The organism is Kluyvera genomosp. 1, from assembly GCF_001266615.1.
Lineage (GTDB): Bacteria > Pseudomonadota > Gammaproteobacteria > Enterobacterales > Enterobacteriaceae > Kluyvera > Kluyvera cryocrescens_A.
In genome coordinates, this window is sequence record NZ_LGHZ01000014.1 from 130,773 (window position 1) to 152,881 (window position 22,109).

At 53.5% G+C, this 22,109-nt stretch carries 21 protein-coding genes; 9 read left to right on the forward strand and 12 right to left on the reverse strand.

Annotated elements, in window-relative coordinates:
* Positions 1-112 precede the first annotated feature (112 nt).
* Positions 113-1,546 carry an aldehyde dehydrogenase gene (locus tag KP80_RS09380; protein ID WP_052283374.1) on the forward strand — a complete coding sequence of 478 codons (1,434 nt, stop codon included), beginning with the start codon at positions 113-115 and terminating at the stop codon, positions 1,544-1,546.
* A gap of 51 nt (positions 1,547-1,597) precedes the next feature.
* Here the strand turns inward: KP80_RS09380 and KP80_RS09385 are convergent, their stop codons facing one another.
* From KP80_RS09385 to KP80_RS09415, 7 genes are all read right to left on the reverse strand, one after another.
* Positions 1,598-2,830 carry a putative acyl-CoA thioester hydrolase gene (locus tag KP80_RS09385; RefSeq protein WP_082221728.1) on the reverse strand — a complete coding sequence of 411 codons (1,233 nt, stop codon included), beginning with the start codon at positions 2,828-2,830 and terminating at the stop codon, positions 1,598-1,600.
* A 78-nt stretch (positions 2,831-2,908) separates the two neighbouring features.
* Positions 2,909-3,298 carry a 4-carboxymuconolactone decarboxylase gene (pcaC, locus tag KP80_RS09390; RefSeq protein WP_052283375.1) on the reverse strand — a complete coding sequence of 130 codons (390 nt, stop codon included), beginning with the start codon at positions 3,296-3,298 and terminating at the stop codon, positions 2,909-2,911.
* Positions 3,288-4,052 (reverse strand): 3-oxoadipate enol-lactonase, encoded by a 765-nt coding sequence (gene pcaD / locus KP80_RS09395; protein WP_052283376.1) that lies wholly within the window; start codon positions 4,050-4,052, stop codon positions 3,288-3,290. The genes pcaC and pcaD overlap by 11 nt, the downstream gene beginning before the upstream one ends.
* Positions 4,030-5,394, reverse strand: coding sequence for a 3-carboxy-cis,cis-muconate cycloisomerase (locus KP80_RS09400; RefSeq protein ID WP_052283377.1), 1,365 nt, complete (start codon positions 5,392-5,394; stop codon positions 4,030-4,032). The genes pcaD and KP80_RS09400 overlap by 23 nt, the downstream gene beginning before the upstream one ends.
* Before the next feature lie 9 nt (positions 5,395-5,403).
* Positions 5,404-6,606 (reverse strand): 3-oxoadipyl-CoA thiolase, encoded by a 1,203-nt coding sequence (gene pcaF / locus KP80_RS09405; protein ID WP_052283378.1) that lies wholly within the window; start codon positions 6,604-6,606, stop codon positions 5,404-5,406.
* Positions 6,607-6,615: 9 nt separating this feature from the next.
* The gene (locus KP80_RS09410; protein WP_052283379.1) at positions 6,616-7,272 is read right to left on the reverse strand and encodes a 3-oxoacid CoA-transferase subunit B; all 657 of its coding nucleotides are present in this window, start codon (positions 7,270-7,272) and stop codon (positions 6,616-6,618) included.
* A 10-nt stretch (positions 7,273-7,282) separates the two neighbouring features.
* Positions 7,283-7,972, reverse strand: a complete 690-nt coding sequence (locus KP80_RS09415; protein WP_052283380.1) for a 3-oxoacid CoA-transferase subunit A — start codon at positions 7,970-7,972, stop codon at positions 7,283-7,285.
* A 168-nt stretch (positions 7,973-8,140) separates the two neighbouring features.
* Here KP80_RS09415 and KP80_RS09420 point away from each other — a divergent pair, with 168 nt between their 5' ends.
* Complete coding sequence (locus tag KP80_RS09420; protein ID WP_052283381.1) at positions 8,141-8,947, forward strand: IclR family transcriptional regulator domain-containing protein; 807 nt, start codon at positions 8,141-8,143, stop codon at positions 8,945-8,947.
* Here KP80_RS09420 and smrA read toward each other — a convergent pair.
* Positions 8,944-9,507 (reverse strand): DNA endonuclease SmrA, encoded by a 564-nt coding sequence (gene smrA, locus KP80_RS09425; RefSeq protein WP_052283382.1) that lies wholly within the window; start codon positions 9,505-9,507, stop codon positions 8,944-8,946. The genes KP80_RS09420 and smrA overlap by 4 nt on opposite strands.
* A gap of 596 nt (positions 9,508-10,103) precedes the next feature.
* Here smrA and ogt point away from each other — a divergent pair.
* The 4 genes from ogt to uspE all read left to right on the forward strand — a co-directional run bounded on the left by ogt (position 10,104) and on the right by uspE (position 14,504).
* Complete coding sequence (ogt, locus tag KP80_RS09430; protein WP_052283383.1) at positions 10,104-10,619, forward strand: methylated-DNA--[protein]-cysteine S-methyltransferase; 516 nt, start codon at positions 10,104-10,106, stop codon at positions 10,617-10,619.
* A gap of 196 nt (positions 10,620-10,815) precedes the next feature.
* Positions 10,816-11,568, forward strand: a complete 753-nt coding sequence (fnr, locus tag KP80_RS09435) for a fumarate/nitrate reduction transcriptional regulator Fnr (RefSeq protein WP_122983151.1) — start codon at positions 10,816-10,818, stop codon at positions 11,566-11,568.
* Between the two features lie 269 nt (positions 11,569-11,837).
* Positions 11,838-13,361, forward strand: coding sequence for an EAL domain-containing protein (locus tag KP80_RS09440; protein WP_052283384.1), 1,524 nt, complete (start codon positions 11,838-11,840; stop codon positions 13,359-13,361).
* A 192-nt stretch (positions 13,362-13,553) separates the two neighbouring features.
* Positions 13,554-14,504 carry a universal stress protein UspE gene (uspE, locus tag KP80_RS09445; RefSeq protein ID WP_052283385.1) on the forward strand — a complete coding sequence of 317 codons (951 nt, stop codon included), beginning with the start codon at positions 13,554-13,556 and terminating at the stop codon, positions 14,502-14,504.
* Positions 14,505-14,608: 104 nt separating this feature from the next.
* On the opposite strand, the gene KP80_RS09450 is transcribed toward uspE, so the two are convergent.
* From KP80_RS09450 to pntA, 3 genes are all read right to left on the reverse strand, one after another.
* A complete protein-coding gene (locus KP80_RS09450; protein WP_052283427.1) occupies positions 14,609-14,797 on the reverse strand; it encodes a YdiH family protein in 189 nt (62 codons plus the stop codon).
* Between the two features lie 136 nt (positions 14,798-14,933).
* Complete coding sequence (gene pntB / locus KP80_RS09455; RefSeq protein ID WP_052283386.1) at positions 14,934-16,322, reverse strand: Re/Si-specific NAD(P)(+) transhydrogenase subunit beta; 1,389 nt, start codon at positions 16,320-16,322, stop codon at positions 14,934-14,936.
* Positions 16,323-16,332: 10 nt separating this feature from the next.
* Positions 16,333-17,862 (reverse strand): Re/Si-specific NAD(P)(+) transhydrogenase subunit alpha, encoded by a 1,530-nt coding sequence (pntA, locus tag KP80_RS09460; protein ID WP_052283387.1) that lies wholly within the window; start codon positions 17,860-17,862, stop codon positions 16,333-16,335.
* 523 nt (positions 17,863-18,385) lie between these two features.
* Here pntA and ydgH point away from each other — a divergent pair.
* The 3 genes from ydgH (at position 18,386) to folM (ending at position 21,649) form a co-directional block, all read left to right on the forward strand.
* The gene (gene ydgH, locus KP80_RS09465) at positions 18,386-19,336 is read left to right on the forward strand and encodes a DUF1471 family protein YdgH (protein WP_052283388.1); all 951 of its coding nucleotides are present in this window, start codon (positions 18,386-18,388) and stop codon (positions 19,334-19,336) included.
* Between the two features lie 168 nt (positions 19,337-19,504).
* Positions 19,505-20,887: an amino acid permease gene (locus tag KP80_RS09470; protein ID WP_052283389.1), complete on the forward strand. Its 1,383-nt coding sequence runs from the start codon at positions 19,505-19,507 to the stop codon at positions 20,885-20,887.
* 39 nt (positions 20,888-20,926) lie between these two features.
* Positions 20,927-21,649, forward strand: a complete 723-nt coding sequence (folM, locus tag KP80_RS09475; protein WP_052283390.1) for a dihydromonapterin reductase — start codon at positions 20,927-20,929, stop codon at positions 21,647-21,649.
* Here folM and KP80_RS09480 read toward each other — a convergent pair.
* Positions 21,646-21,981: a GlpM family protein gene (locus KP80_RS09480; RefSeq protein ID WP_052283391.1), complete on the reverse strand. Its 336-nt coding sequence runs from the start codon at positions 21,979-21,981 to the stop codon at positions 21,646-21,648. The two genes, folM and KP80_RS09480, sit on opposite strands and share 4 nt — an antisense overlap.
* Positions 21,982-22,109 lie beyond the last annotated feature (128 nt).

A 22,109-nucleotide genomic window follows, 5' to 3' on the forward strand; every position in this document is an offset into this window, starting at 1 on the left:
GTGAACCGCTCTTCGAATTGCAAAAAAAGCGTGCGAAATCTGCATCATGGATGTTCAGCCCCGGCGCACCTCTTTACACTCGATCCGTTACCCGAATCGATAAGAGGTTTCCATGACAATCCCCTGCACCCTGTTTATTAACGGCGAAGCCTGTTCGGCATCAAACGCCGCCACTTTCAGCCGCACTAACCCCGTCAGCGGCGACGTTGCCACTCTTGCGCCCGCAGCCACCCTCACCGATGCCATTCGCACCGCCGATGCGGCCGCCGCCGCATTTCCTTTATGGCGCGATACGCCACCCGGCGAGCGTCGGCGACTGCTGTTAGCCGCAGCCGAACAGCTTGAACAGCGAAGCGATCGGTTTGTGGCCGCCATGAATGCCGAAACCGGTGCTACGCCACACTGGGCCGGGTTTAACGTCCATCTCGGCGCCGATATTCTGCGTGAAGCCGCTACGCTCACCACCCAAATTGACGGTCAGGTGATCCCGTCCAATATTCCAGGAAACCTGGCGATGGCCACGCGCCAGGGAGCCGGCGTGGTGTTGGGTATGGCGCCGTGGAACGCGCCGATCATACTGGCGGTACGCGCCATTGCTACGCCTCTGGCCTGCGGCAACACGGTGATCCTCAAAGGTTCAGAGCTGTCGCCAGCGACCCAGGGGCTGATTATCGAGGCGCTGGCAGCGGCTGGGTTCCCCGCGGGCGTGGTGAATTATCTCTCCTGTGCGCCGCAGGATGCCCCTGCACTCGTGGAAACGCTGATTGCCCACCCGGGCGTACGGCGCATCAATTTCACCGGTTCCACGCCGGTTGGACGCATCATTGCCCAAACCTGCGCCAAACATCTTAAACCGGTGGTGCTGGAACTCGGCGGTAAAGCCCCGCTGCTGGTGCTCACTGACGCAGACCTTGAGCAAGCCGCGGCGGGTGCAACCTTTGGTGCCTTCGCCAATGCCGGGCAGATTTGTATGTCCACCGAACGCATCATCGTCGACGATGCTGTTGCTGAGTCATTTATCGCAGCATTAGTCAAACGGGTAAATGCCTTGCCTGCGGGGCTGTTGGGATCGGTGGTTGATAACAAAACCGTTGAGCGCTGCAACGCGTTGATTGATGATGCGCTGGCAAAAGGCGCCACGCTGCTTACCGGTGGCAAAGCCAACTCGACGATGATGGCCGCGACATTGCTGGATGGAGTGACACCGGATATGCGCATCTGGCATGAAGAATCATTTGGCCCGGTGAAATCCGTCATCCGCGCCCGTGACGAACAAGACGCGCTGCGCATCGCCAACGACAGCGCCTACGGCTTGTCTTCCGCCGTCTACAGCCGCGACACCGCCCGCGCCTGGAACGTGGCGCAGAATCTGCAAACCGGGATCTGCCACATTAACGGCCCAACGGTACATGACGAAGCGCAAATGCCGTTTGGTGGTACCAAAGATTCAGGCTACGGTCGCTTTGGCGGACGTGCGGGGATTCATGAATTTACCGAACTGCGTTGGGTCACTCTGCAGACGACCCCACGAACGTTACCGTTTTAACCTGCGTTTCGGGCCGGATGGCAGCGCTGCCGCCCGGCCAGACGAGGTTTTTTACCGCTCCCACAGGCGGTTGAACTGCACATCGTTTAGCTGCCGTGAAGGGTCAGCATTGCCCTTAAACGGCCTTGCGGTGGTGGCAGCGGCCCCCCATGGCGACAGGCTGTCATACCCGTTGTCGATAGTGCTGTTGATAATCAACACCTGCCCGTTGGCGGTTTGCCCCGGCAGATAACCGGTTTTCCCGGCCCCCTGATCCCAGGCTCGTCCCAGTTTGGCTTTGAAAGTGCCTTTATAACCGTCGTCGGTGGTAAAACGGCTGTTCTTCACCAGAAAACCATACGGGTTATCCGGCAACGTATTGGGCGCCAGCACGTAGGCCTCCGGCGATTGGCGGCTGGAAACGGTATGGAAATGAACCCCCTCAAACACCGTATTCGCCCGGCCAAAGACGTAATCAACATCGCCTTCGATATAGCTGTCCTTGACGTAAACGCGATGAATTCGATCGGTTAACGCCTCATTTTTCCGATTACTGATATTGAGATACAACGTATCCTGACGCCCCAGCAGACGTAGATTTTGCAGCTGGATGCGATCGCCATCGGTACGCAGCGCCACCCCTTGATGAGTGCCGCCATCGACAGTGTCGAGCAGACTGTTGGCGATCGTTAAATTCACGAGCTGGAGATCGTTACTCTGCGACCAGAATACAGCGGCACAGTTGGTGCCGATAAGTGCGGTGGTTTTTCCGGCACACAGCGCGTACTGATAATAGGCCGGGGAGTTTGGTGGGTAGTGGTCGGCATTCACCGTTTGACGATACTGCGCGGGGCTAAACTGTGAGTCCAGCGCCAGCTCGATGCGTACCGCATCCGGCTGTTTTCCAGAACCAAAAACGGTGATAGGCGGAGCATCATCGGGAATATACACCGTGCCGGTATAGACCCCCGGCTCAAGACGAATGTAAATTCGCTCTGTGCCCTGATGCTGGGCAATAGCGGCATCCACGGCCTGCTGAACACGCGTGAACGGTGCTCCGCTTGCGGCCACGCGCCATGGCGTATCAATATTGCTAAGGTTGATGTCCCCTGGCTGCCACGCGCCTTGCGGATGGCTCCTAAGGCCGCCCTGAGCAAAATAGTTTGCCGCGGTATAAGGTGCGGCTTCCTGGGCCGTCAACAGCGGTCTGGTCGCCGTCCCTGTTGATAAAGGTGCCGCGCAGCCCTGTAACACCAGCGGCATACAGAGCAGCGTCGTCATTCCCAGATACGGTATTTTTATCATCGGTTCTCCATCACTTGCATGAAATAGAAACTGAGAACCGATAATAATGGAACTGCATTTTATTTTATAACCAGGCGATCACGCTTTCTCTGCGTCTAGCTCATCAAATACCTGCTGCGCCAGATGCATGGTAGCGTTCGCCGCAGGCAGACCGCAGTACAGTGCTGAATGCATAATCAGCTCTTTAAGCTCATCGCGGGTCACGCCGTTGTTAAACGACGCGCGCAGGTGCATTTTCAGCTCAGCCTCGCGGTTTAATGCGATCAGCATCGCAATGGTTATCATGCTGCGGGTGTGATGATCGAGACCCGGACGCGTCCAGGTCTCGCCCCAGGCGTAGCGCGTAATAAAATCCTGAAACTCTTCATTGAGCGGCGAGAGTTTTTGCAAGGTGCGGTCAACGTGGGCATCGCCCAGCACTTTGCGGCGTACCGCCATTCCCTGCTGGTAGCGCGAATTATCGCTCATCGTTTCTCTCCACAAATGCCGTCAGTGCGGCGGTGAACTCTTCGCTGGCTTCTACATTTGACAAGTGTGATGCCGGCAGCACCACCTGGAACGAACCGTCAATTTGTTGATGCAGATAATCCGCGTCGGCGACCGTTGTCACCGGATCGTATTCACCGGCGATAATCAGCGTCGGCAGGCGAATAGCCGCTACTTCTGCGCGTAAATCGGCGGCTGCCAGCGCATCACAGCATTCGGCGTAGCCTTCCGCATTTGAGTTCGCCAGTTGATGACACAGCTGCTCTACCTCTGCAGGCTGATGCTGACGGAAGTCATGGCTAAACCAGCGATCCGCCGCCCCCGCGGCAACCACGCCCATGCCTTCATTGCGTACGGTGCGCGCACGAGAAAGCCAGCCCGCCTGCTCGCCAATTTTGGCCGCCGTGTTGGCGACAGCCATTGCATGAAACCGCTCCGGGGCAAAGCGTGCCAGCCACAGCCCCGTCAACCCGCCCATTGAAATACCACAGAAAAATGCTTTCGGGATATTGAGATGATCGAGTAGCGTAATCACATCTTCACCCAATTGTGACAACGTCACCTTTCCGTGTTTTGCAGTTTGCCCATGACCGTGGATATCATAGCGCAACACGCGAAAATTCTTCGATAACTCAGCAACCTGGGCGTCCCACAGCGACAACGTGGTACCCAGTGAATTCGACAGCACCAGCACCGGTGCTAATTCAGGCCCATCAAGACGATAATGGATATTCATTTCCCTGCTCCTGATAGCGCGCCAGAACCTGACGCACAAAGTGTTCCGTACTGCCGATGGCGTTCGCCGGGTCCAGTAGCGGTGTAAGTTGCTCCGGAAAAAGATGCTGGCTCACCAGCGGATCGTTTTCCAGCAGCGGTTGTAACGGACAATCTAACGCTATTGCCCGGTGGCAAATTTTCTCGACTACATGGTGCGCATCGGCTTTGCCGATAAACGCCGCCAGCGCTTGAGTCACTGATTCGGCCATAATCAAACCATGGGTTATATCCAAATCGTCGCGCATTTTCTGCGCGTTAACCTGCATACCGCGCAGTAAAATTTCACTGTTTTCCATCACGCCGCCGACGAGCATGAGCAGCTCAGGCAGCGTCTCCCACTCCGCCTGCCAACCGCCGAGCGCACGCTCATGTTGCTGAATTTGTGCCGCATACAGCGTCGCCATCAGGCCCGGCGTCCGCTGGACTGCCGCCAGAATCACGGCGCAGCCAACGGGGTTGCGCTTATGCGGCATCGCCGACGACCCGCCGCGCCCCTCGGCAATCGGTTCACTGACTTCTGCCACTTCGGTTTGCATCAACAGCGAAAAATCATTGGCCAGTTTGCCCAGTGTGCCGCCAAGCCCGGCATACCAGCTTGCCACTTCGATAATGCGATCGCGCTGGCTGTGCCATGGTGTGTCTGGTAGAGAGAGATGTAGGGTCTCTGCCAGTCGCTGCGCGACTTCCGGCCCCTGTAATTTCAGTGACGCCAGGGTGCCCGCGGCGCCGCCAAACTGCAGGGCCAGTACGCGCGGGCGCATTTCAGCCAGCCGTTGCTGCCAGCGCAGTAAGGCATCGAGCGTTCCCGCAAGCTTCAGGCCAAAGGTGATGGGTAACGCATGCTGCATCCAGGTACGGCCGGGCATCAGCGTCTGCCGATGGTGTTCTACCTGTTCCGCCAGCACCTGCATCACGCGCTGCAGACGCTTGTCCGTCTCGTCCAGCGCCTGGCGCAGCTGCAACACCCTACCCGTATCAATCGCATCCTGGCTGGTAGCACCCCAGTGAACATAGCGAGAGGCCTCGGCATCCCCGGCCTTGACCCGTTGCGTGAGCTGTTTGACCAGCGGGATTGCCAGATTACCGGCATTGGCAGCATCATGAGCCAGCGCAGGAAAGTCCAGATTTTCTGCCCGGCAGGCCGCAACGATCGGATGCATCGCCGACGCCGGGATAACCCCGCACTGCGCTTGCGCCATGGCCAGCGCAGCTTCAAAATCCAGCATGCCCTGTACGGTTTGCTCATCGCTAAAAAAATCCGTCAGCGCGCGAGTACGCAATAGCGGGGTCAACAAACTCATTCCAGCTCCTTAAACGCGTTCAATGATCAGTGCAATCCCCTGGCCCACGCCGATACACATGGTGCACAGCGCGTAGCGCCCACCGGTACGACGCAGTTGATAGGCTGCCGTCATTGCCAGTCGCCCGCCGGATGCCCCTAACGGGTGACCTAACGCAATCGCCCCGCCGTTCGGGTTGACGTGCGCAGCATCATCCGGAAGCCCTAAATCACGCAGTACCGCCAGCGCCTGGGCGGCGAAGGCCTCGTTCAATTCAATAACATCCATTTGCGCCAGCGTTAGCCCGGTTTGCGCCAAGACTTTACGTACTGCGGGTGCCGGGCCAAAGCCCATGATGCGCGGCGCCACGCCGGCGGTCGCCACGCCAACCACGCGCGCTAACGGCCGCAAATCATTCTGTACCATGGCCGCTTCACTGGCTAACAGCAGCGCACAGGCACCATCGTTAACCCCAGAAGCATTACCCGCCGTGACGGTGGCATCCGGGCGCACAACACCTTTGAGTTTGGCCAGCGCCTCAATCGAGGTGCTACGCGGATGTTCATCCTGGGCAAAACAAAGCGGCTCGCCCTTACGCTGCGGGATCCATACCGGAATCAGTTCATCCGTAAATATGCCGCGACTCTGCGCATCGGCGGTACGTAGCTGGCTACGCAGCGCAAAGGCGTCCTGATCCGCGCGAGAAATAGCAAAATCGGTCGCCACGTTCTCCGCCGTTTCCGGCATGGAATCAACCCCGTAAAGGGCTTTCATCTGCGCATTAATGAAGCGCCAGCCGATGGTGGTATCTTCCATTTTCATGCTGCGGCTAAAGGCACTTTCAGCTTTGCCCATCACAAATGGCGCACGCGACATGCTTTCGACTCCGCCTGCGATCATCAGTTGTGTTTCGCCACTTTTGATAGCCCGCGCCGCAATCCCGATAGCGTCAAGGCTGGAGCCACACAGTCGGTTTACCGTACTGCCCGGCACCGTATCCGGCAACCCCGCAAGTAATAGGGCCATTCGCGCCACGTTGCGGTTGTCTTCACCCGCCTGGTTGGCACAACCGTAGATAACGTCGTCAATACGCGCTGGATCTAAACCCCGATTGCGCTCCAACAGCGCTTTTAGCGGCAAGGCCCCCAAATCATCGGCGCGAACGCTGGAAAGCGTACCACCAAAACGACCAAACGGTGTGCGCACTGCGTCGCAGATAAATGCTTGATTCATCATCATTCCTTAGGCGGTTTCTGCGACTGAGTCGTAGGTCAGGGTAACGGGGGTAATGCGTTGCAATTCATCAAAGGAGAGCCCGTTGAAAATCTCACGGACTACCGGGCCGCTATCGGTGATATCAATCACCGCCAGGTCGGTGTATATACGGCTCACGCAGCCCACCCCCGTCAACGGGTATGTGCAGTGCTCAACCAGCTTGCATTCACCGTCGCGGGTCAGGTGATCCATCATGACGAATACCTGACGCGCACCGACGGCAAGGTCCATCGCACCGCCGACGGCGGGAATTGAATCCGGCGCGCCGGTGCTCCAGTTGGCAAGGTCGCCTTTTTGCGATACCTGATACGCGCCGAGCACGCAGATATCCAGATGACCACCGCGCATCATGGCAAAGGAATCACCATGGTGGAAATAGCAGCCCCCTTGCAGCAGCGTCACGTACTCCTTACCCGCATTAATCAGCTCCGGGTCTTCTTCCCCTTCTGCGGGTTTTGGCCCCATGCCCAGCAGGCCATTTTCGCTATGCAGAAAGACTTCTTTATCCGCAGGAAGGTAGTTGGCAATGCGCGTCGGCAGGCCAATACCTAAGTTCACGTAAGCGCCTTCCGGAATATCCTGAGCGACGCGTTTAGCCATATCATCACGAGAGAGTTTTTGCATTTGGGTCTCCTTACGCACGCAGCGCCTGGTTGGCCAGATTTTCGAGCGAGAACACGCGCTGGACGAAAATCCCGGGGGTAATGATATTTTCCGGGTCCAGTTCTCCCAGCGTCACCAGATTGGCCACTTCAACAATTGTGGTTTTGGCCGCCGTGGCCATAATTGGCCCAAAGTTACGCGCCGCTTTGCGATAAACCAGGTTGCCCCAGCGGTCGCCCTGATGGGCTTTAATCAGCGCAAAATCGGCTTTTATGGGGTATTCCAGCACATAATGGCGGCCGTCAATTTCCCGAGTCTCTTTGCCTTCCGCCAGCGGCGTGCCGTAGCCGGTGGGAGTAAAAATAGCGCCAAGACCGGCACCGGCAGCTTGAATGCGCGCGGCCAGGTTACCCTGTGGCACCAGTTCCAGCTCCACTTTGCCGCGGCGGTAGAGGTCATCAAAAATCTGTGAGTCAACCTGACGCGGGAATGAGCAGATCATTTTGCGTACGCGCCCGGCTTTAAGCAGCGCCGCCAGACCAATCTCACCGTTACCGGCGTTGTTATTGATGATGGTCAGGTCACGTGCGCCCTGCTCAATCAGAGCGTCGATGAGCTGCGTCGGTTGTCCGGCTGGCCCAAAGCCGCCAATCATTATCGTCGCGCCATCGTTGATACCCGCGACGGCATCCGCCAGCGTCGACACACTTTTATCAATCATCAGGTTTGCTCCTTGATGTGCGGTTATCGCACTTATATTCGTTGTTCGCACAAAATGTGACCCGCTTAACGATGCGGGTCAAGGGCGATAATCGAAATATGGTGCGATTATCGAACATCGTGTATGTTTAACCTCAGAATGTGATCGACGGCATAAACGGAGAGAAAAATGGAGAGACATCCAGACGATAAGTTGACGGGAGATACCGACCCGTTCAAAGGTGACCCTAACTTTATGGCCTCGCTCGCTCGCGGGCTGGAGGTTATTCAGGCATTCACTCCGCAGCGTAGAGTGCTGTCTATTTCACAGATCAGCCAGAAAACCGGGATCCCGCGTGCAGCGGTGCGTCGTTGTCTGTATACCCTTGGCAAATTGGGATTTGTCTATGCGGAAGACGGGAAGAATTTTCAGCTGCGCCCGCGAATTTTATCACTTGGCCACGCGTGGCTGGCCTCAACACCGCTGGCACGTTCGGCGCAGCCGGTGCTGAAACATTTGAGTGAAATGCTCAATGAGTCATGTTCTATCGCCACCCTCGACGGCGACGATATTTTGTATATTGCCCGCGCTTCCAGCTCGCGCATTATGACCATTGATTTGGATATTGGCAGCCGTTTGCCGGCCTGGTCGACATCAATGGGACGGGTACTGCTGAGCCACCAGCCGGAAGAAAAGCTTAACGATATGCTGGCCCGTATCACCATGATCCGCTATACCCCACAGACAATTTCGTCCGTCAGCAAGCTGCGAAGTGAGCTCAAAGCGGTACGTCAGCAGGGTTATGCATTAAACGATCAGGAGCTGGAGATGGGCCTTCGTTCGTTGGCGGTACCGCTTTATAACCCGCATGGACAGGTCGAAGCAGCGCTTAATGTTGGCGTCCATGCCGGGCAGGTTTCGGCCGCTGAGATGCTCGAGCGCGTGCTGCCCGAACTGCAAAAAGCGGCTTCCGAACTGAGTTTATTGATGCGCTAACGGCTGCGCTTGGCGTGCCGCTCCCAGTTATCTTGCTTTGCGGCCTCTGATTTGCGCAGCGCAACGTAGCAAGCCCCGCTGCCGCCGTGATGCGGCAGCGCCGCGCTAAAAGCCTGCACGTCCTCAAACTCGGTGAGCCAGCGGGATAAATAGCTGCGAATGATATTGCCGTGGGAACCCTCTTCCTTTGCTTTGCCATGAATAATCAGCACATTGCGCAAACCATCCTTCTGCGCCTGATGGATAAACGCAAAAAGTTGTTGGCGGCAATTTTCCACCGTTTGGTGCATTAAGTTGAGACTCGCCTGTTGACTGTACTTACCTAGTCGTAGCTTCTCTAGTACACCTGTTTGTAGCCCTTCGCGCTTAAATTCAAGCGGCGTATCGAGCGGAACGATGTCCAAAAAGCCGGTGGTGAGAAAATTATCCAGCTGCAGCGTATCTATCTGCTGCCGGGCTCGGGAGTTACGAACCGGTTGCCAGTGGACGTCATGGCATTTTTTTAGCGGCTGAACATCATCCATGGCGTCCAGAAACAGTGATTTTTCTTCAGGATTCATGTGAACTCCCTCTTGCGACAACTGATGGATACTATAGCCGCGAGCCAGATCTGTCTCAATCCGTTTATCTTTTATGTTTAAAAATTAAACAAACCAAATATCTTCATGCGTAATTCATTCTTTTTATGAATATATTAATTGCTGCTTAAATATGATAAACCGCTAATTAAAACTTTACGCTACTTGTGAATACGTGAAATAAATCACCCAGAATTATCTGGAAAATATGCAAAGAACCGTTATAAATAGTAATACCCGCTGCGCGGAGCAAAATGTGGGAAACGGTACGGACACAACTGTGTGGTTGCTGAGGGGTCTGGCGATGTCGACAGACCCCGTTTTTTTTATTTCACGACGTAAATAAATCATTTCTTTCTTATGATCTTCAAATAGTTACATTTCTCCTTTGCGCTATTTAATATATTCTCTCCATTCTTTTAATTATTAACGTTCGATATTTTATATTGTTGCTCTTTTTATACATCCATATAATAACCATAACAAAATCATGGTTACACCTGCGAGGTATAGGGATAAGCCTATTCGCATGGTATGGTGTCAAACAAGAATATTTCGCATAACCGGATTATGTACAAATGTTGATTTTACTTGAAGATAAAATAGCCACACCGCTCGGACCGCTGTGGATCCTCTGTGATGAGAATTTTCATTTGCGCGCCGTCGAATGGGAAGAACATAGCGATCGCATGGAACAGCTGCTGAACATCCATTATCGCACCGAAGGTTATACGCGCGTCGCATCAACCAACCCAGGTGGCTTGAGCCATTTGATGACCCGCTATTTTGAAGGTGATTTGGCCATCATAGAATCGGTTCCTACCGCTACCGGTGGGACCCCCTTCCAGCGTGAGGTGTGGCAAGCGCTACGTACCATTCCCTGCGGACAGGTGATGCATTATGGTCAGCTCGCTGAGCAGCTGGGCCGTCCCGGCGCTGCACGTGCCGTGGGCGCTGCAAATGGTTCGAATCCGGTCAGTGTAGTTGTCCCCTGTCACCGCGTGATTGGTCGCAACGGTACCATGACCGGCTATGCAGGTGGTGTGCAGCGAAAAGAGTGGCTGTTACGCCATGAAGGCTACCTGCTGCTTTGATTTTCTGTGCCCTTTAGCAGCGTATCGGAAACCACTGCTCCTCGGCTTATGTGAAATTTATTGATACATATCAATTGGATATACGGCAATAAATGATATCCCTTTTTAATCTTGGGTGAATAGCGCCGCCGAGACTTACTTGCTCACCAAAAAGATGTTAAAATTGACTAATATCAATTACGGCTTGAGCAAACCTATGATCCCGGAAAAGAGAATTATACGACGCATTCAGTCTGGCGGTTGCGCTATCCATTGTCAGGATTGCAGCATCAGCCAGCTTTGCATCCCGTTCACTCTTAATGAGCATGAGCTTGATCAGCTGGATAATATTATCGAGCGTAAAAAGCCCATTCAGAAAGGGCAGACCTTGTTCAAAGCCGGTGATGAACTGAAATCTCTGTATGCGATTCGTTCTGGCACCATTAAGAGTTACACCATCACCGAACAGGGTGATGAGCAAATTACGGGTTTCCATCTGGCAGGCGATTTAGTTGGCTTCGATGCTATCGGTACCGGCCACCATCCGAGCTTTGCTCAGGCGCTGGAGACATCGATGGTTTGTGAAATCCCGTTTGAAACGCTGGACGATTTATCCGGTAAGATGCCAAATCTGCGCCAGCAGATGATGCGTCTGATGAGCGGTGAGATTAAAGGCGATCAGGACATGATCCTGCTGCTGTCGAAGAAAAACGCCGAAGAGCGCCTGGCTGCGTTCATCTATAACCTGTCACGTCGTTTCGCTCAACGTGGTTTCTCACCGCGTGAATTCCGTCTGACCATGACCCGAGGCGATATTGGCAACTACCTCGGTCTGACGGTTGAAACCATCAGCCGCCTGTTAGGCCGCTTCCAGAAAAGCGGTATGCTGGCAGTGAAAGGCAAATACATTACCATTGAAAACAGCGATGCGCTGGCGGTACTGGCGGGACATTCTCGTAACGTCGCATAACCGTCTTCCCCCTATGCCGTTTTCTATAAAACCCCGCTTCGACGGGGTTTTCTTTTTTACGTAGCCCTACACTATCGGCAGCGATATGTGTTCGATTAGGCCATCCTGAAGGGTCTATTAAGACCGGCGTTATCCTAAAATTAATGGTTTGTCTGAGGAGGCCATTAAAACAATATTTATCGCAGCCTATTGATCTTGCATATACTCTTTCTTAGAGATAAAAAGTGTCATGGCTACTAATGAAAAGAACCACTTAAAAGAGGACACTCATGCGCACGGCCATACTGCCAGTGAGTTTTTCAGTTCTCCTGCTCATTGCCGGCGTTGCTATTTTAAATGCCCAACTTTGGTATTCGGCACAGTCGAATAGCTTAACGGGTGCGATGCATACCATCGATAAAATTGACGCCATCCTCGATGAGGCGCGTCTGGCGACCAAAACAGCGCTCAACATCGCGAACGAAAATTGCTCGGCGGAAAATCAATACCGACTGGGGACTGAGGCTGCGCTAAATCCGCATCTCAGGACCATCGCGATCCTCAAAGCTAACCGGGTTTGGTGTTCGTCATTACCCGGCAATCGCGTGCTATTGGTTAATCTTTCCGTTTTACCCAATATGAAATTACTGCTTTTATCGGCAAAACAAACCACCAACAGCCTACCGGTGCTTCTTTACCAAACGCATTCGTCCGACGGTAAAATATTTGTCAGTATCAGCGATGCGCATATTCGCGACGCCTTAAGTAGTTATATCCCCGATACCCGATACTCCCTGGTTATCGATGGCAACAGACTCGCGACGCTTGGCGATATCAGCACCGGGCCGCTTAATGAAAAAACAACACGCAGTCTGAGTTCACACCGTTACCCTTTCAGCATTGAGTATCAGCTTCCCCCCTTTTTCAGCCCGTTACGTGTCATACAACAAGGTTCGGGGCTGTTATTATTTATACTATTTCTCTCCAGCACCGTAGCCTATACGTTGTATAAATATGCGAATAAATACACCACACCCGAAGAAAATCTACGGCGTGCCATTGAGAATGGTCAGATAATCCCGTTCTATCAACCAATCGTGAATGGGCGAACGGGTAAAATACACGGTGTTGAAGTGCTGGCGCGCTGGAAACATGACCGCGTTGGGTATATTTCCCCCTCAACGTTTATTCCGCTTGCCGAAAAAACGGGTTTAATTATCCCGCTAACGAAAAGGCTAATGGATCAAGTTATCCCTCAGATGAATAAGATTGCCAGTAAATTGCCAAAGGGCTTTCACATTGGTATCAATTTCAGTGCATCACAACTCAGCAATCCCACATTTATGGCAGATTGCCTGCAGTATCAGGATAGATTTCAGCACGACCATTTAAAACTGGTGCTGGAATTAACCGAACGCGAACCGCTACACATTGACGACCATTTAATCGCCAATGTGAATAATTTGCAGCGCCATGGATTTTTTATCGCGCTGGATGATTTTGGTACCGGATATTCAGGAATTTCTTACCTACACGATTTAAATATCGATTTTATCAAAATTGATCAAAGCTTCGTCAGCCGCGTAGATAGCCATGAGGACTCCACCATGTTGCTGGACTGCGTGCTTGATATGGTGAATAAGCTTTCGTTGCAAATCGTGGCCGAGGGCGTAGAAACCGCGGAGCAACTGGAATATCTCAATCGTAAAAACATCGCGTTAATGCAAGGCTATTATTTTTATAAACCGCTCACCTACGTTGAGTTGGTTATCGCCCTGCTGGCTCAGGATCATAAAGAAATCAACGTCGACTAAAGGTCCTGTCGCAGCCTATTTGCCGGACGTCCACACCGGAGAACGTCGTCCAAAACGCCTCAAGCTAGCGCCCAAATGACTGGGTATTTATCCTGATTTATTGATCTGGCAAAGGTTCTCCCCTGTTTCATTCCCGCTATATGAGTTATCTTTTACTGACAAACTGTGGTTACAGCTGTAAGGAGACCCTGTATGGCCAAGTATCAGAACATGCTCGTTGCTATCGATCCCAATCAGGACGATCAACCCGCGCTGCGACGCGCTGTTTATCTGCATCAACGGATTGGCGGTCGCATTAAAGCGTTTTTACCGATCTATGATTTTTCCTATGAGATGACGACCCTTCTGTCTCCCGATGAGCGTACCGCAATGCGCCAGGGCGTGATTAGCCAGCGTACCGCATGGATCCGCGAGCAGGCGAAATACTATCTGGATGCGGGTGTACCGCTAGAGATTAAAGTGGTTTGGCATAATCGTCCGTTCGAAGCGATTATCCAGGAAGTGATCAGCGGCGGCCATGACCTCATGCTGAAGATGGCCCACCAGCACGATAAACTCGAATCCGTTATTTTCACCCCAACCGACTGGCACCTTCTGCGTAAATGCCCATGCCCGGTATGGATGGTGAAAGACCAGCCTTGGCCAGAAGGCGGGAAAGCGCTGGTGGCCGTCAATCTCGCCAGCGAAGAGGCGTATCACAATGCGTTGAACGAGAAGCTGGTTAAGGAAACCCTGGAACTTGCCGAACAGGTTAACCATACCGAGGTTCATCTGATCGGTGCTTATCCGGTCACGCCAATCAACATTGCGATTGAGCTGCCTGATTTTGACCCAAGCGTTTACAACGATGCGATTCGCGGCCAGCATCTGCTCGCGATGAAGTCGTTGCGTCAAAAATTCAGCATTGATGAGAAGTTTACCCACGTTGAGAAAGGGCTGCCTGAGGAAGTGATTCCTGATTTGGCCGCGCACCTTGATGCCGGTATCGTGGTGCTGGGTACCGTGGGGCGTACCGGCATTTCTGCCGCCTTCCTGGGGAATACCGCAGAACAGGTTATCGATCACCTACGCTGTGACCTGCTTGCGATTAAGCCGAACGATTATCAGACTCCCGTCGAAATGGATGACGAAGAAGACGATTGATTTTTCACTCAGGCACAAAAAAACCGGCGCAAGCCGGTTTTTTTATCTCTGCTGCATGACTCACCGCTCAGCATTAGGCGGTTCTGTCTGCCCTGGAAGGAATATCAGTGGAGCCCTAGTCGCCAGGCAAAATCGATTTCTTCTTTCAGTTCGATGGAGGATAGCGCCATCAGATCGGCAAATTCCAGTTCGAGCTGTTTAACGCGTTTCAGGTACTGCGCGGGAGTTAAAGACGTGGTATCACGGCGGAGAAATTCGATTGCCAACTGTGCTGGCGTTAACAAGGTATCCATAATTTCCTCATAGATGTGGACGACTTTGCACAGTATAACACCATTGAGTGCGCGTTTTTTGACCAAAAACAATCACCAGACAAATAAAAAAGCCGCCAGGCTACGTCACCGGCGGCTTCAGACGTTTACAAAAAAATCAGAGCGCTTTCAGAATCGCATCCACGCTGGCTTTGGCATCGCCAAACAGCATCTGGGTGTTCTCTTTAAAGAACAGCGGATTCTGCACTCCAGCGTAGCCGGTGTTCATCGAGCGTTTGAAGACGATAACGTTCTGTGCTTTCCATACCTCGAGCACCGGCATGCCGGCAATTGGGCTCTTCGGATCGTCAAGCGCAGCGGGGTTTACCGTATCGTTCGCGCCGATAACCAGCACGGTGTCGGTATCAGAGAAATCATCATTGATTTCATCCATCTCCAGCACGATATCGTAAGGCACCTTGGCTTCCGCCAGCAGTACGTTCATGTGGCCCGGCAGACGCCCGGCAACCGGGTGAATACCGAAGCGGACTTTCACGCCACGTGCACGCAGTTTTTCGGTGATCTCTGCCACCGGATACTGTGCCTGAGCAACCGCCATCCCATAACCTGGGGTGATGATAACCGAGTGGGATTCCTTCAGCATTTCCGCCGTTTCTTCAGCACTAATTTCACGGTGCTCACCCACTTCTTCGTCGCTACCGGTTGAGGAACCATCGGTACCAAAACCACCGGCAATCACGCTGAAGAACGAACGGTTCATCGCCTTACACATAATGTACGACAGAATCGCACCGGACGAACCGACCAACGCACCGGTCACAATCAGCAAGTCGTTGCTGAGCATAAAGCCCGCCGCCGCCGCCGCCCAACCGGAGTAAGAGTTCAGCATGGAAACCACGACCGGCATATCAGCCCCGCCGATGGAGGCCACCAGATGCCAACCAAATGCCAACGCGATAACGGTCATGATAAGCAGGCACAGAACCTGAGTTCCGACGCTATCGGTGCGTACAAATGCAATCAGCAGCAGGAAAGACACCACCAGCGCCGCCAGGTTCAGCTTGTGACGATTAGGCAGCATCAGCGGTTTAGAGGACATTTTGCCGCACAGCTTGCCGAACGCCACGATAGAACCGGTAAAGGTTACCGCACCAATGAAGATGCCAAGGAACACTTCGGTCAGATGAATATTGACCAGAATTTGCTCCATGCCAGTTTCGTGCTGCAGGTAGCTGTTAAAACCAACCAGCACCGCGGCCAGACCCACAAAGCTGTGCAGGACGGCAACCAGCTCCGGCATTTCGGTCATTTCAACTTTCTTCGCCAGACGAATACCAATCGCGCCGCCGATGATCATCGCCAGGATAATCCAGCCAACGTTATGGCTGTCCGGCCCGAGGATGGTCGCAATCAGCGCAATCGCCATACCGGCAATACCGAAGTAGTTGCCCTGCTGTGACGTTTCGTGTTTTGACAGCCCCGCCAGGCTAAAAATAAATAGGATCGCGGCAACAATGTATGCAGCTGTAACTAATCCACCAGACATTTGTTACCCCTTATCCTTTGCGGAACATTTTCAGCATGCGCTGAGTGACGGTGAAACCACCAAAAATATTAATACTGGCGATCAGTACCGCGATAAAACTCAGGAAGCTGACCCAACCGCCGTGGCCGATCTGCAGTAACGCACCGACCACAATAATGCCGGAGATAGCATTGGTGACCGACATCAGCGGCGTATGCAGCGCATGCGACACGTTCCACACCACGTAGTAACCCACCACGCAGGAGAGCGCAAAGACGGTAAAGTGACCGAGGAACTCTTTCGGCGCAACGTTGGCCAGCCAGCCAAACAGAATAATCGCCAGCGCCATCAGCGCATATTTGCGCCACGGTGAAGCCGGTTTTTCCGCTTCTTTTGGTGTCTCAACGGCTTTCGGGGCCGCCTGCGGCTGTGCTGAAACCTGAATAGGCGGTGCCGGCCAGGTCACTTCACCTTCGCGAATTACCGTAACGCCACGAATCACGACGTCGTCAAAATCGATGGTGACGTTCCCGTCTTTTTCCTTACACAGCAGTTTGAGCAAGTTGACCAGGTTGGTGCCGTACAGCTGAGAAGACTGGGTTGGCAGGCGTCCAGCAAGGTCGGTATAGCCAATCACCTTCACGCCATTCGCGGTGGTGAACACTTCACCCGGCACGGTGTATTCACAGTTGCCGCCGTTTTGCGCCGCCAGATCAACCACGACGCTACCTGGCGTCATGGAATCCACCATTTCGCGCGTGATCAGCTTCGGTGCAGGTTTGCCCGGAATTAGCGCGGTGGTCACGATAATATCGACTTCTTTCGCCTGAGCGGCAAATAGCGCCATTTCCGCAGCGATAAAGGCTTCGGACATGACTTTCGCATAGCCATCGCCGCTGCCAGCTTCTTCTTTGAAGTCGAGTTCAAGGAATTCGGCGCCCATACTCTGCACCTGCTCTTTTACTTCAGGGCGGGTGTCAAATGCGCGCACAATGGCGCCAAGGCTGTTTGCAGCACCAATGGCGGCAAGGCCGGCAACACCAGCACCAATCACCATCACTTTTGCAGGAGGGACCTTACCGGCGGCGGTGATTTGCCCGGTAAAGAAGCGACCAAACTCGTGGGCAGCTTCCACAATGGCACGGTAACCGGCAATGTTAGCCATTGAGCTGAGCGCATCCAGCGACTGAGCGCGGGAGATACGCGGGACGGAGTCCATTGCCATCACGTTAATGTGACGTTCGGCAAGCTTAGCCATCAGTTCGGCGTTCTGTGCCGGCCAGATAAAGCTAATCAGCGTCGTGCCCGGATTGAGATTCGGGATCTCATCTTCCGTTGGCGCGTTGACCTTAAGAATAACATCCGACTGCCAGACCGCTTCAGCGGAGACGATTTCAGCGCCCGCTTGCACAAATGCTTCATCATCAAAGCTGGCCAGTTTTCCTGCGCCACTTTCAATTGCCACGCTGAAACCGAGCTTAAGCAGCTGCTCCACCGTTTTCGGCGTTGCTGCTACTCGCGTTTCCTGGGCCCACCTCTCTTTTGGTACACCAATACGCATAACTATTCCCTTCCATCGGTTCTTATATGATGGTTTGCCGTTTTGCCAGTTTGTTGCGGGTAACCCATTGCGAGCTAACAGGCGAACAACCTGAATAAATAAAACAGTAACAAACTGACTATAACCTACTGAAAATACCGATTGTGATCTAGCGCCAAAAATTACTATTTTGCATTAAATGCCAAATAATGAGTTCACAGGGCTACAAACAGCGATATTTACCCCGATTTGATAAGCAGGCCTCATAATTCGCTTAATCAGCACGGGAAAACATGATTATTCTCGGGCGAGATAGGGCAATTAACATTCCATTAACTTAAAAAAGTCATATGGTTGACCGCTTTTACTGGTCAAGCGCCCGTTTTTTCAACATATCAGGAAAAGTTATCCAAAACCGTCACCGGGTTCGCATCTGAAGTTAAAAATGACGCAGACAGTGGAGTCATTTCAATGCCATAATCAGATGTTTTCCTGTTAACAACATTTCCCGAATTTGGTTTGCGCAAGGCGAAGGATTATTTTTATGAAGCTTAAGAACACCCTCCTCGTGTCCGCCATGTTGTCTGCCGCGGCGATGTCCGCTCACGCAGCCACGGAGCTGACCCCGGAGCAAGCGTCCGCACTAAAACCTTATGACCGCGTTGTGATTACCGGTCGCTATACCGCCATTGGCGATGCGGTACAGGCAATGTCCCGTAAAGCGGACAAAGAAGGCGCAGCCTCTTTTTACGTTGTCGACACCTCTGACTACGGCAACAGCGGGAACTGGCGCGTAACAGCCGATTTCTATAAAGAAGACGCGCCTAAAGCCGACGTGCCGAAAAACCGCGTAATTAACGGCGTGATGGAACTGCCAAAAGACCAGGCCGTCGCGCTGGTTCCTTACGATACCGTCACCGTTCAGGGCTTCTACCGCAGCCAGCCTGAAGTCAACGACGCCATCACCAAAGCGGCGAAAGCCAAAGGTGCAGCCTCCTTCTTTATCGTGCGTCAGGTTGATGCTAACGATGGCGGCAACCAGCGCATTACCGCTTACATCTACAAAGCCGATGCTGAAAAACGCGTACTGCAGAGCCCGGACGCAATTCCAGCGGATTCTGATGCTGGTCGTAAAGCGCTGGCAGCAGGCGGCGAAGCGGCGAAACAGGTTGAAATCCCAGGGGTGGCCACTACCGCAGCCGTGGGTTCCGGTACGGGTGTAGGCCGATTCTTTGAAACTCAGTCCTCGAAAGGCGGGCGTTACAGTGTCACGCTGCCGGACGGAACTAAAGTAGAAGAGCTGAACAAAGTAGCCGCCGCACAGATGGTGCCTTTCGACAGCATCAAGTTCACCGGTAACTACGGCAACATGACCGAAGTGTCCTACCAGGTGGCAAAACGCGCCGCGAAGAAAGACGCGAAGTACTATCACATTACGCGTCAGTGGCAAGAGCGTGGCGGTAACGTCACCATCAGCGCCGACCTGTATAAATAATCCTCACCGAAAGGCGGCGCAAGCCGCCTTTTTTATCCCTTTCAGCCATACCCCTGTTGCATGTGCGCATCTCTCTCCGTAAAATCGCCGCCTCAGCGCAATCCTCCATGTTTATGCGATTTCGCCAAATAAATATTCTTGTTCTTCTCCTTCCACGACAGGATTCACATGGAAAAGAAATTAGGGCTTAGCGCCCTGACCGCTCTGGTTCTGAGCTCTATGCTCGGTGCGGGCGTTTTTAGTTTGCCGCAAAACATGGCAGAAGTTGCCAGCCCTGCCGCCTTGCTGATTGGCTGGGCCATTACCGGCGTCGGCATTCTGTTCCTGGCTGTCGCCATGCTGGTGCTGACCCGCATTCGTCCGGATTTGGACGGCGGCATCTTTACCTATGCGCGTGAAGGATTTGGTGAACTTGTCGGCTTTTGCTCTGCCTGGGGCTACTGGCTCTGCGCGGTGATTGCCAACGTCTCTTATCTGGTCATCGTCTTTTCCGCCCTGAGTTTCTTTACCGATACGCCGGAACTGCGCCTGTTTGGCGACGGTAACACCTGGCAGTCCATTGTCGGGGCATCCGTACTGTTGTGGGTGGTGCATTTTCTGGTGCTGCGCGGCGTACAGACAGCCGCCAGTATCAACCTCGCCGCGACGCTCGCCAAGCTGGTGCCTCTGGGGCTGTTTATCGTCCTCGCCGCCATTGCCTTTAATAGCGACGTTTTCACGCTGGACTTCCACGGTATCGATTTAGGCGTACCGGTATGGGAGCAGGTGAAGAACACGATGCTCATCACTCTGTGGGTGTTTATCGGTGTGGAAGGCGCTGTGGTCGTTTCCGCGCGTGCACGTAATAAAAAGGATGTCGGCCGCGCAACACTGCTGGCGGTGATTTCTGCGCTGTGCGTCTATCTGCTGGTTACGCTGCTGTCGATGGGCGTGGTGGCGCGTCCTGAGCTGGCGGAAATGCGTAACCCGTCAATGGCCGGTTTGATGGTGCGCATGATGGGCTCCTGGGGTGAGATCGTGATTGCCGCCGGGTTGATTATTTCCGTCTGCGGCGCCTATTTGAGCTGGACGATTATGGCGGCAGAAGTCCCGCTGCTGGCGGCGACGCATAAAGCCTTCCCGCGCGTCTTTGCACGTCAGAACGCCAATAACGCCCCTTCCGCATCTCTGTGGCTCACTAACCTCAGCGTGCAGGCAAGTCTGGTGCTGATCTGGCTGACCGGTTCCGACTACAACACCTTGCTGACCATCGCCTCTGAAATGATTCTGGTGCCGTATTTTCTCGTCGGCGCATTCTTATTAAAGGTCGCTCGTCGCCCATTACATAAGGTGATTGGTGTCGGAGCCTGTATTTATGGCTTATGGTTATTATATGCTTCCGGACCGATGCATCTGCTGCTGTCGGTGGTGCTCTATGCGCCGGGACTGTTGGTGTTTATTTATGCGCGACGCACGCATGTCGATAATGTTCTGCTTAAGCGTCGCGAACTGGCCTTGATTGGCCTGCTGCTGGTTGCCGCCGTTCCGGCAACGTGGATGTTGGTGAGGTAACGTGCGCGGCCTCATCGTCAATTTGATAAGGAAAAAACGATGGGAAATATGCTATCACGTCCAATCCTGATAACCGGTGGAGGCCGTCGCATCGGCCTCGCCCTTGCCCACCATTTTCTCACCCAGCAGCAACCGGTGATCCTCAGTTACCGCACCCATTATCCGGCGATTGACGTGATGCGAAAAGCGGGCGCGGTCTGTATTGAAGCCGATTTCTCCACCGATGAAGGCATTTATACTTTTGCCGACAAGGTCAGAGAACAGTGCACCAGCCTGCGTGCCGTACTGCATAACGCCAGCGGCTGGCTGGCCGAAAGCCCAACCGCTTCGTTAAGCCACGTGCTGAATTCCATGCTGCAAATTCACGTCCACGCCCCCTACCTGCTCAATCACGCGCTGGAAGATCTGCTGCGCGGGCATGGACATGCCGAGGGCGATATTATTCACTTTACTGATTATGTGGTTGAACGCGGCAGCGACAAACATATCGCCTATGCTGCCAGTAAAGCGGCGCTGGATAATATGACCCGCTCGTTTGCCCGTAAGCTTGCGCCAGAAGTGAAGGTGAATGCTATTGCACCAGCGCTGGTGCTGTTTAACGAAGACGATGATGAGGCGTATCGTCAGAAAGCGTTGAATAAGTCGCTCATGAAGATAGCCGCCGGGGAGAAAGAGATTATCGATCTCGTGGATTACATCCTCGGCAGCTGCTACGTCACCGGCCGTACCTTTGCGGTCGACGGCGGTCGTCCACTGGTTTAGTGCAAGCGGCCCCACAGAAAAATCAGCAGCCAGGCGCTCACGCCCCAGCAGGCCACCGCGCCTGCTAGCGCCAGCGGCAGGCGCATCATCCCGGTGAAGTACCAAAGCGACAGCAGGTAGAGAAAATACGGGATAATCGACCACATACCAAACACAATGGTGGCGCGCAGCGCCTCCGTTCCCCGCTCGCTGGCGACAATATAATGCGCGATCAGCGCAAACGTTGGAAACAGCGGAATCAGCCCGGCAATGGCGTAATTTTTGGTTTTCGCCAGTACGCCAATCAGTACCACCACCAGCGCCCCGAGCAGCGCCTTAATTAACAACCCCATTTCATTTTTCACCGCTAGACAACATGTTGTCTCAGCATAGCGGATACGCTTTTGATTATGAATAGAAAACGTCGTCGCCATTACCCACAGTAATAGGGCTTAACTTGATCTCGCTCACCCCATTCGTA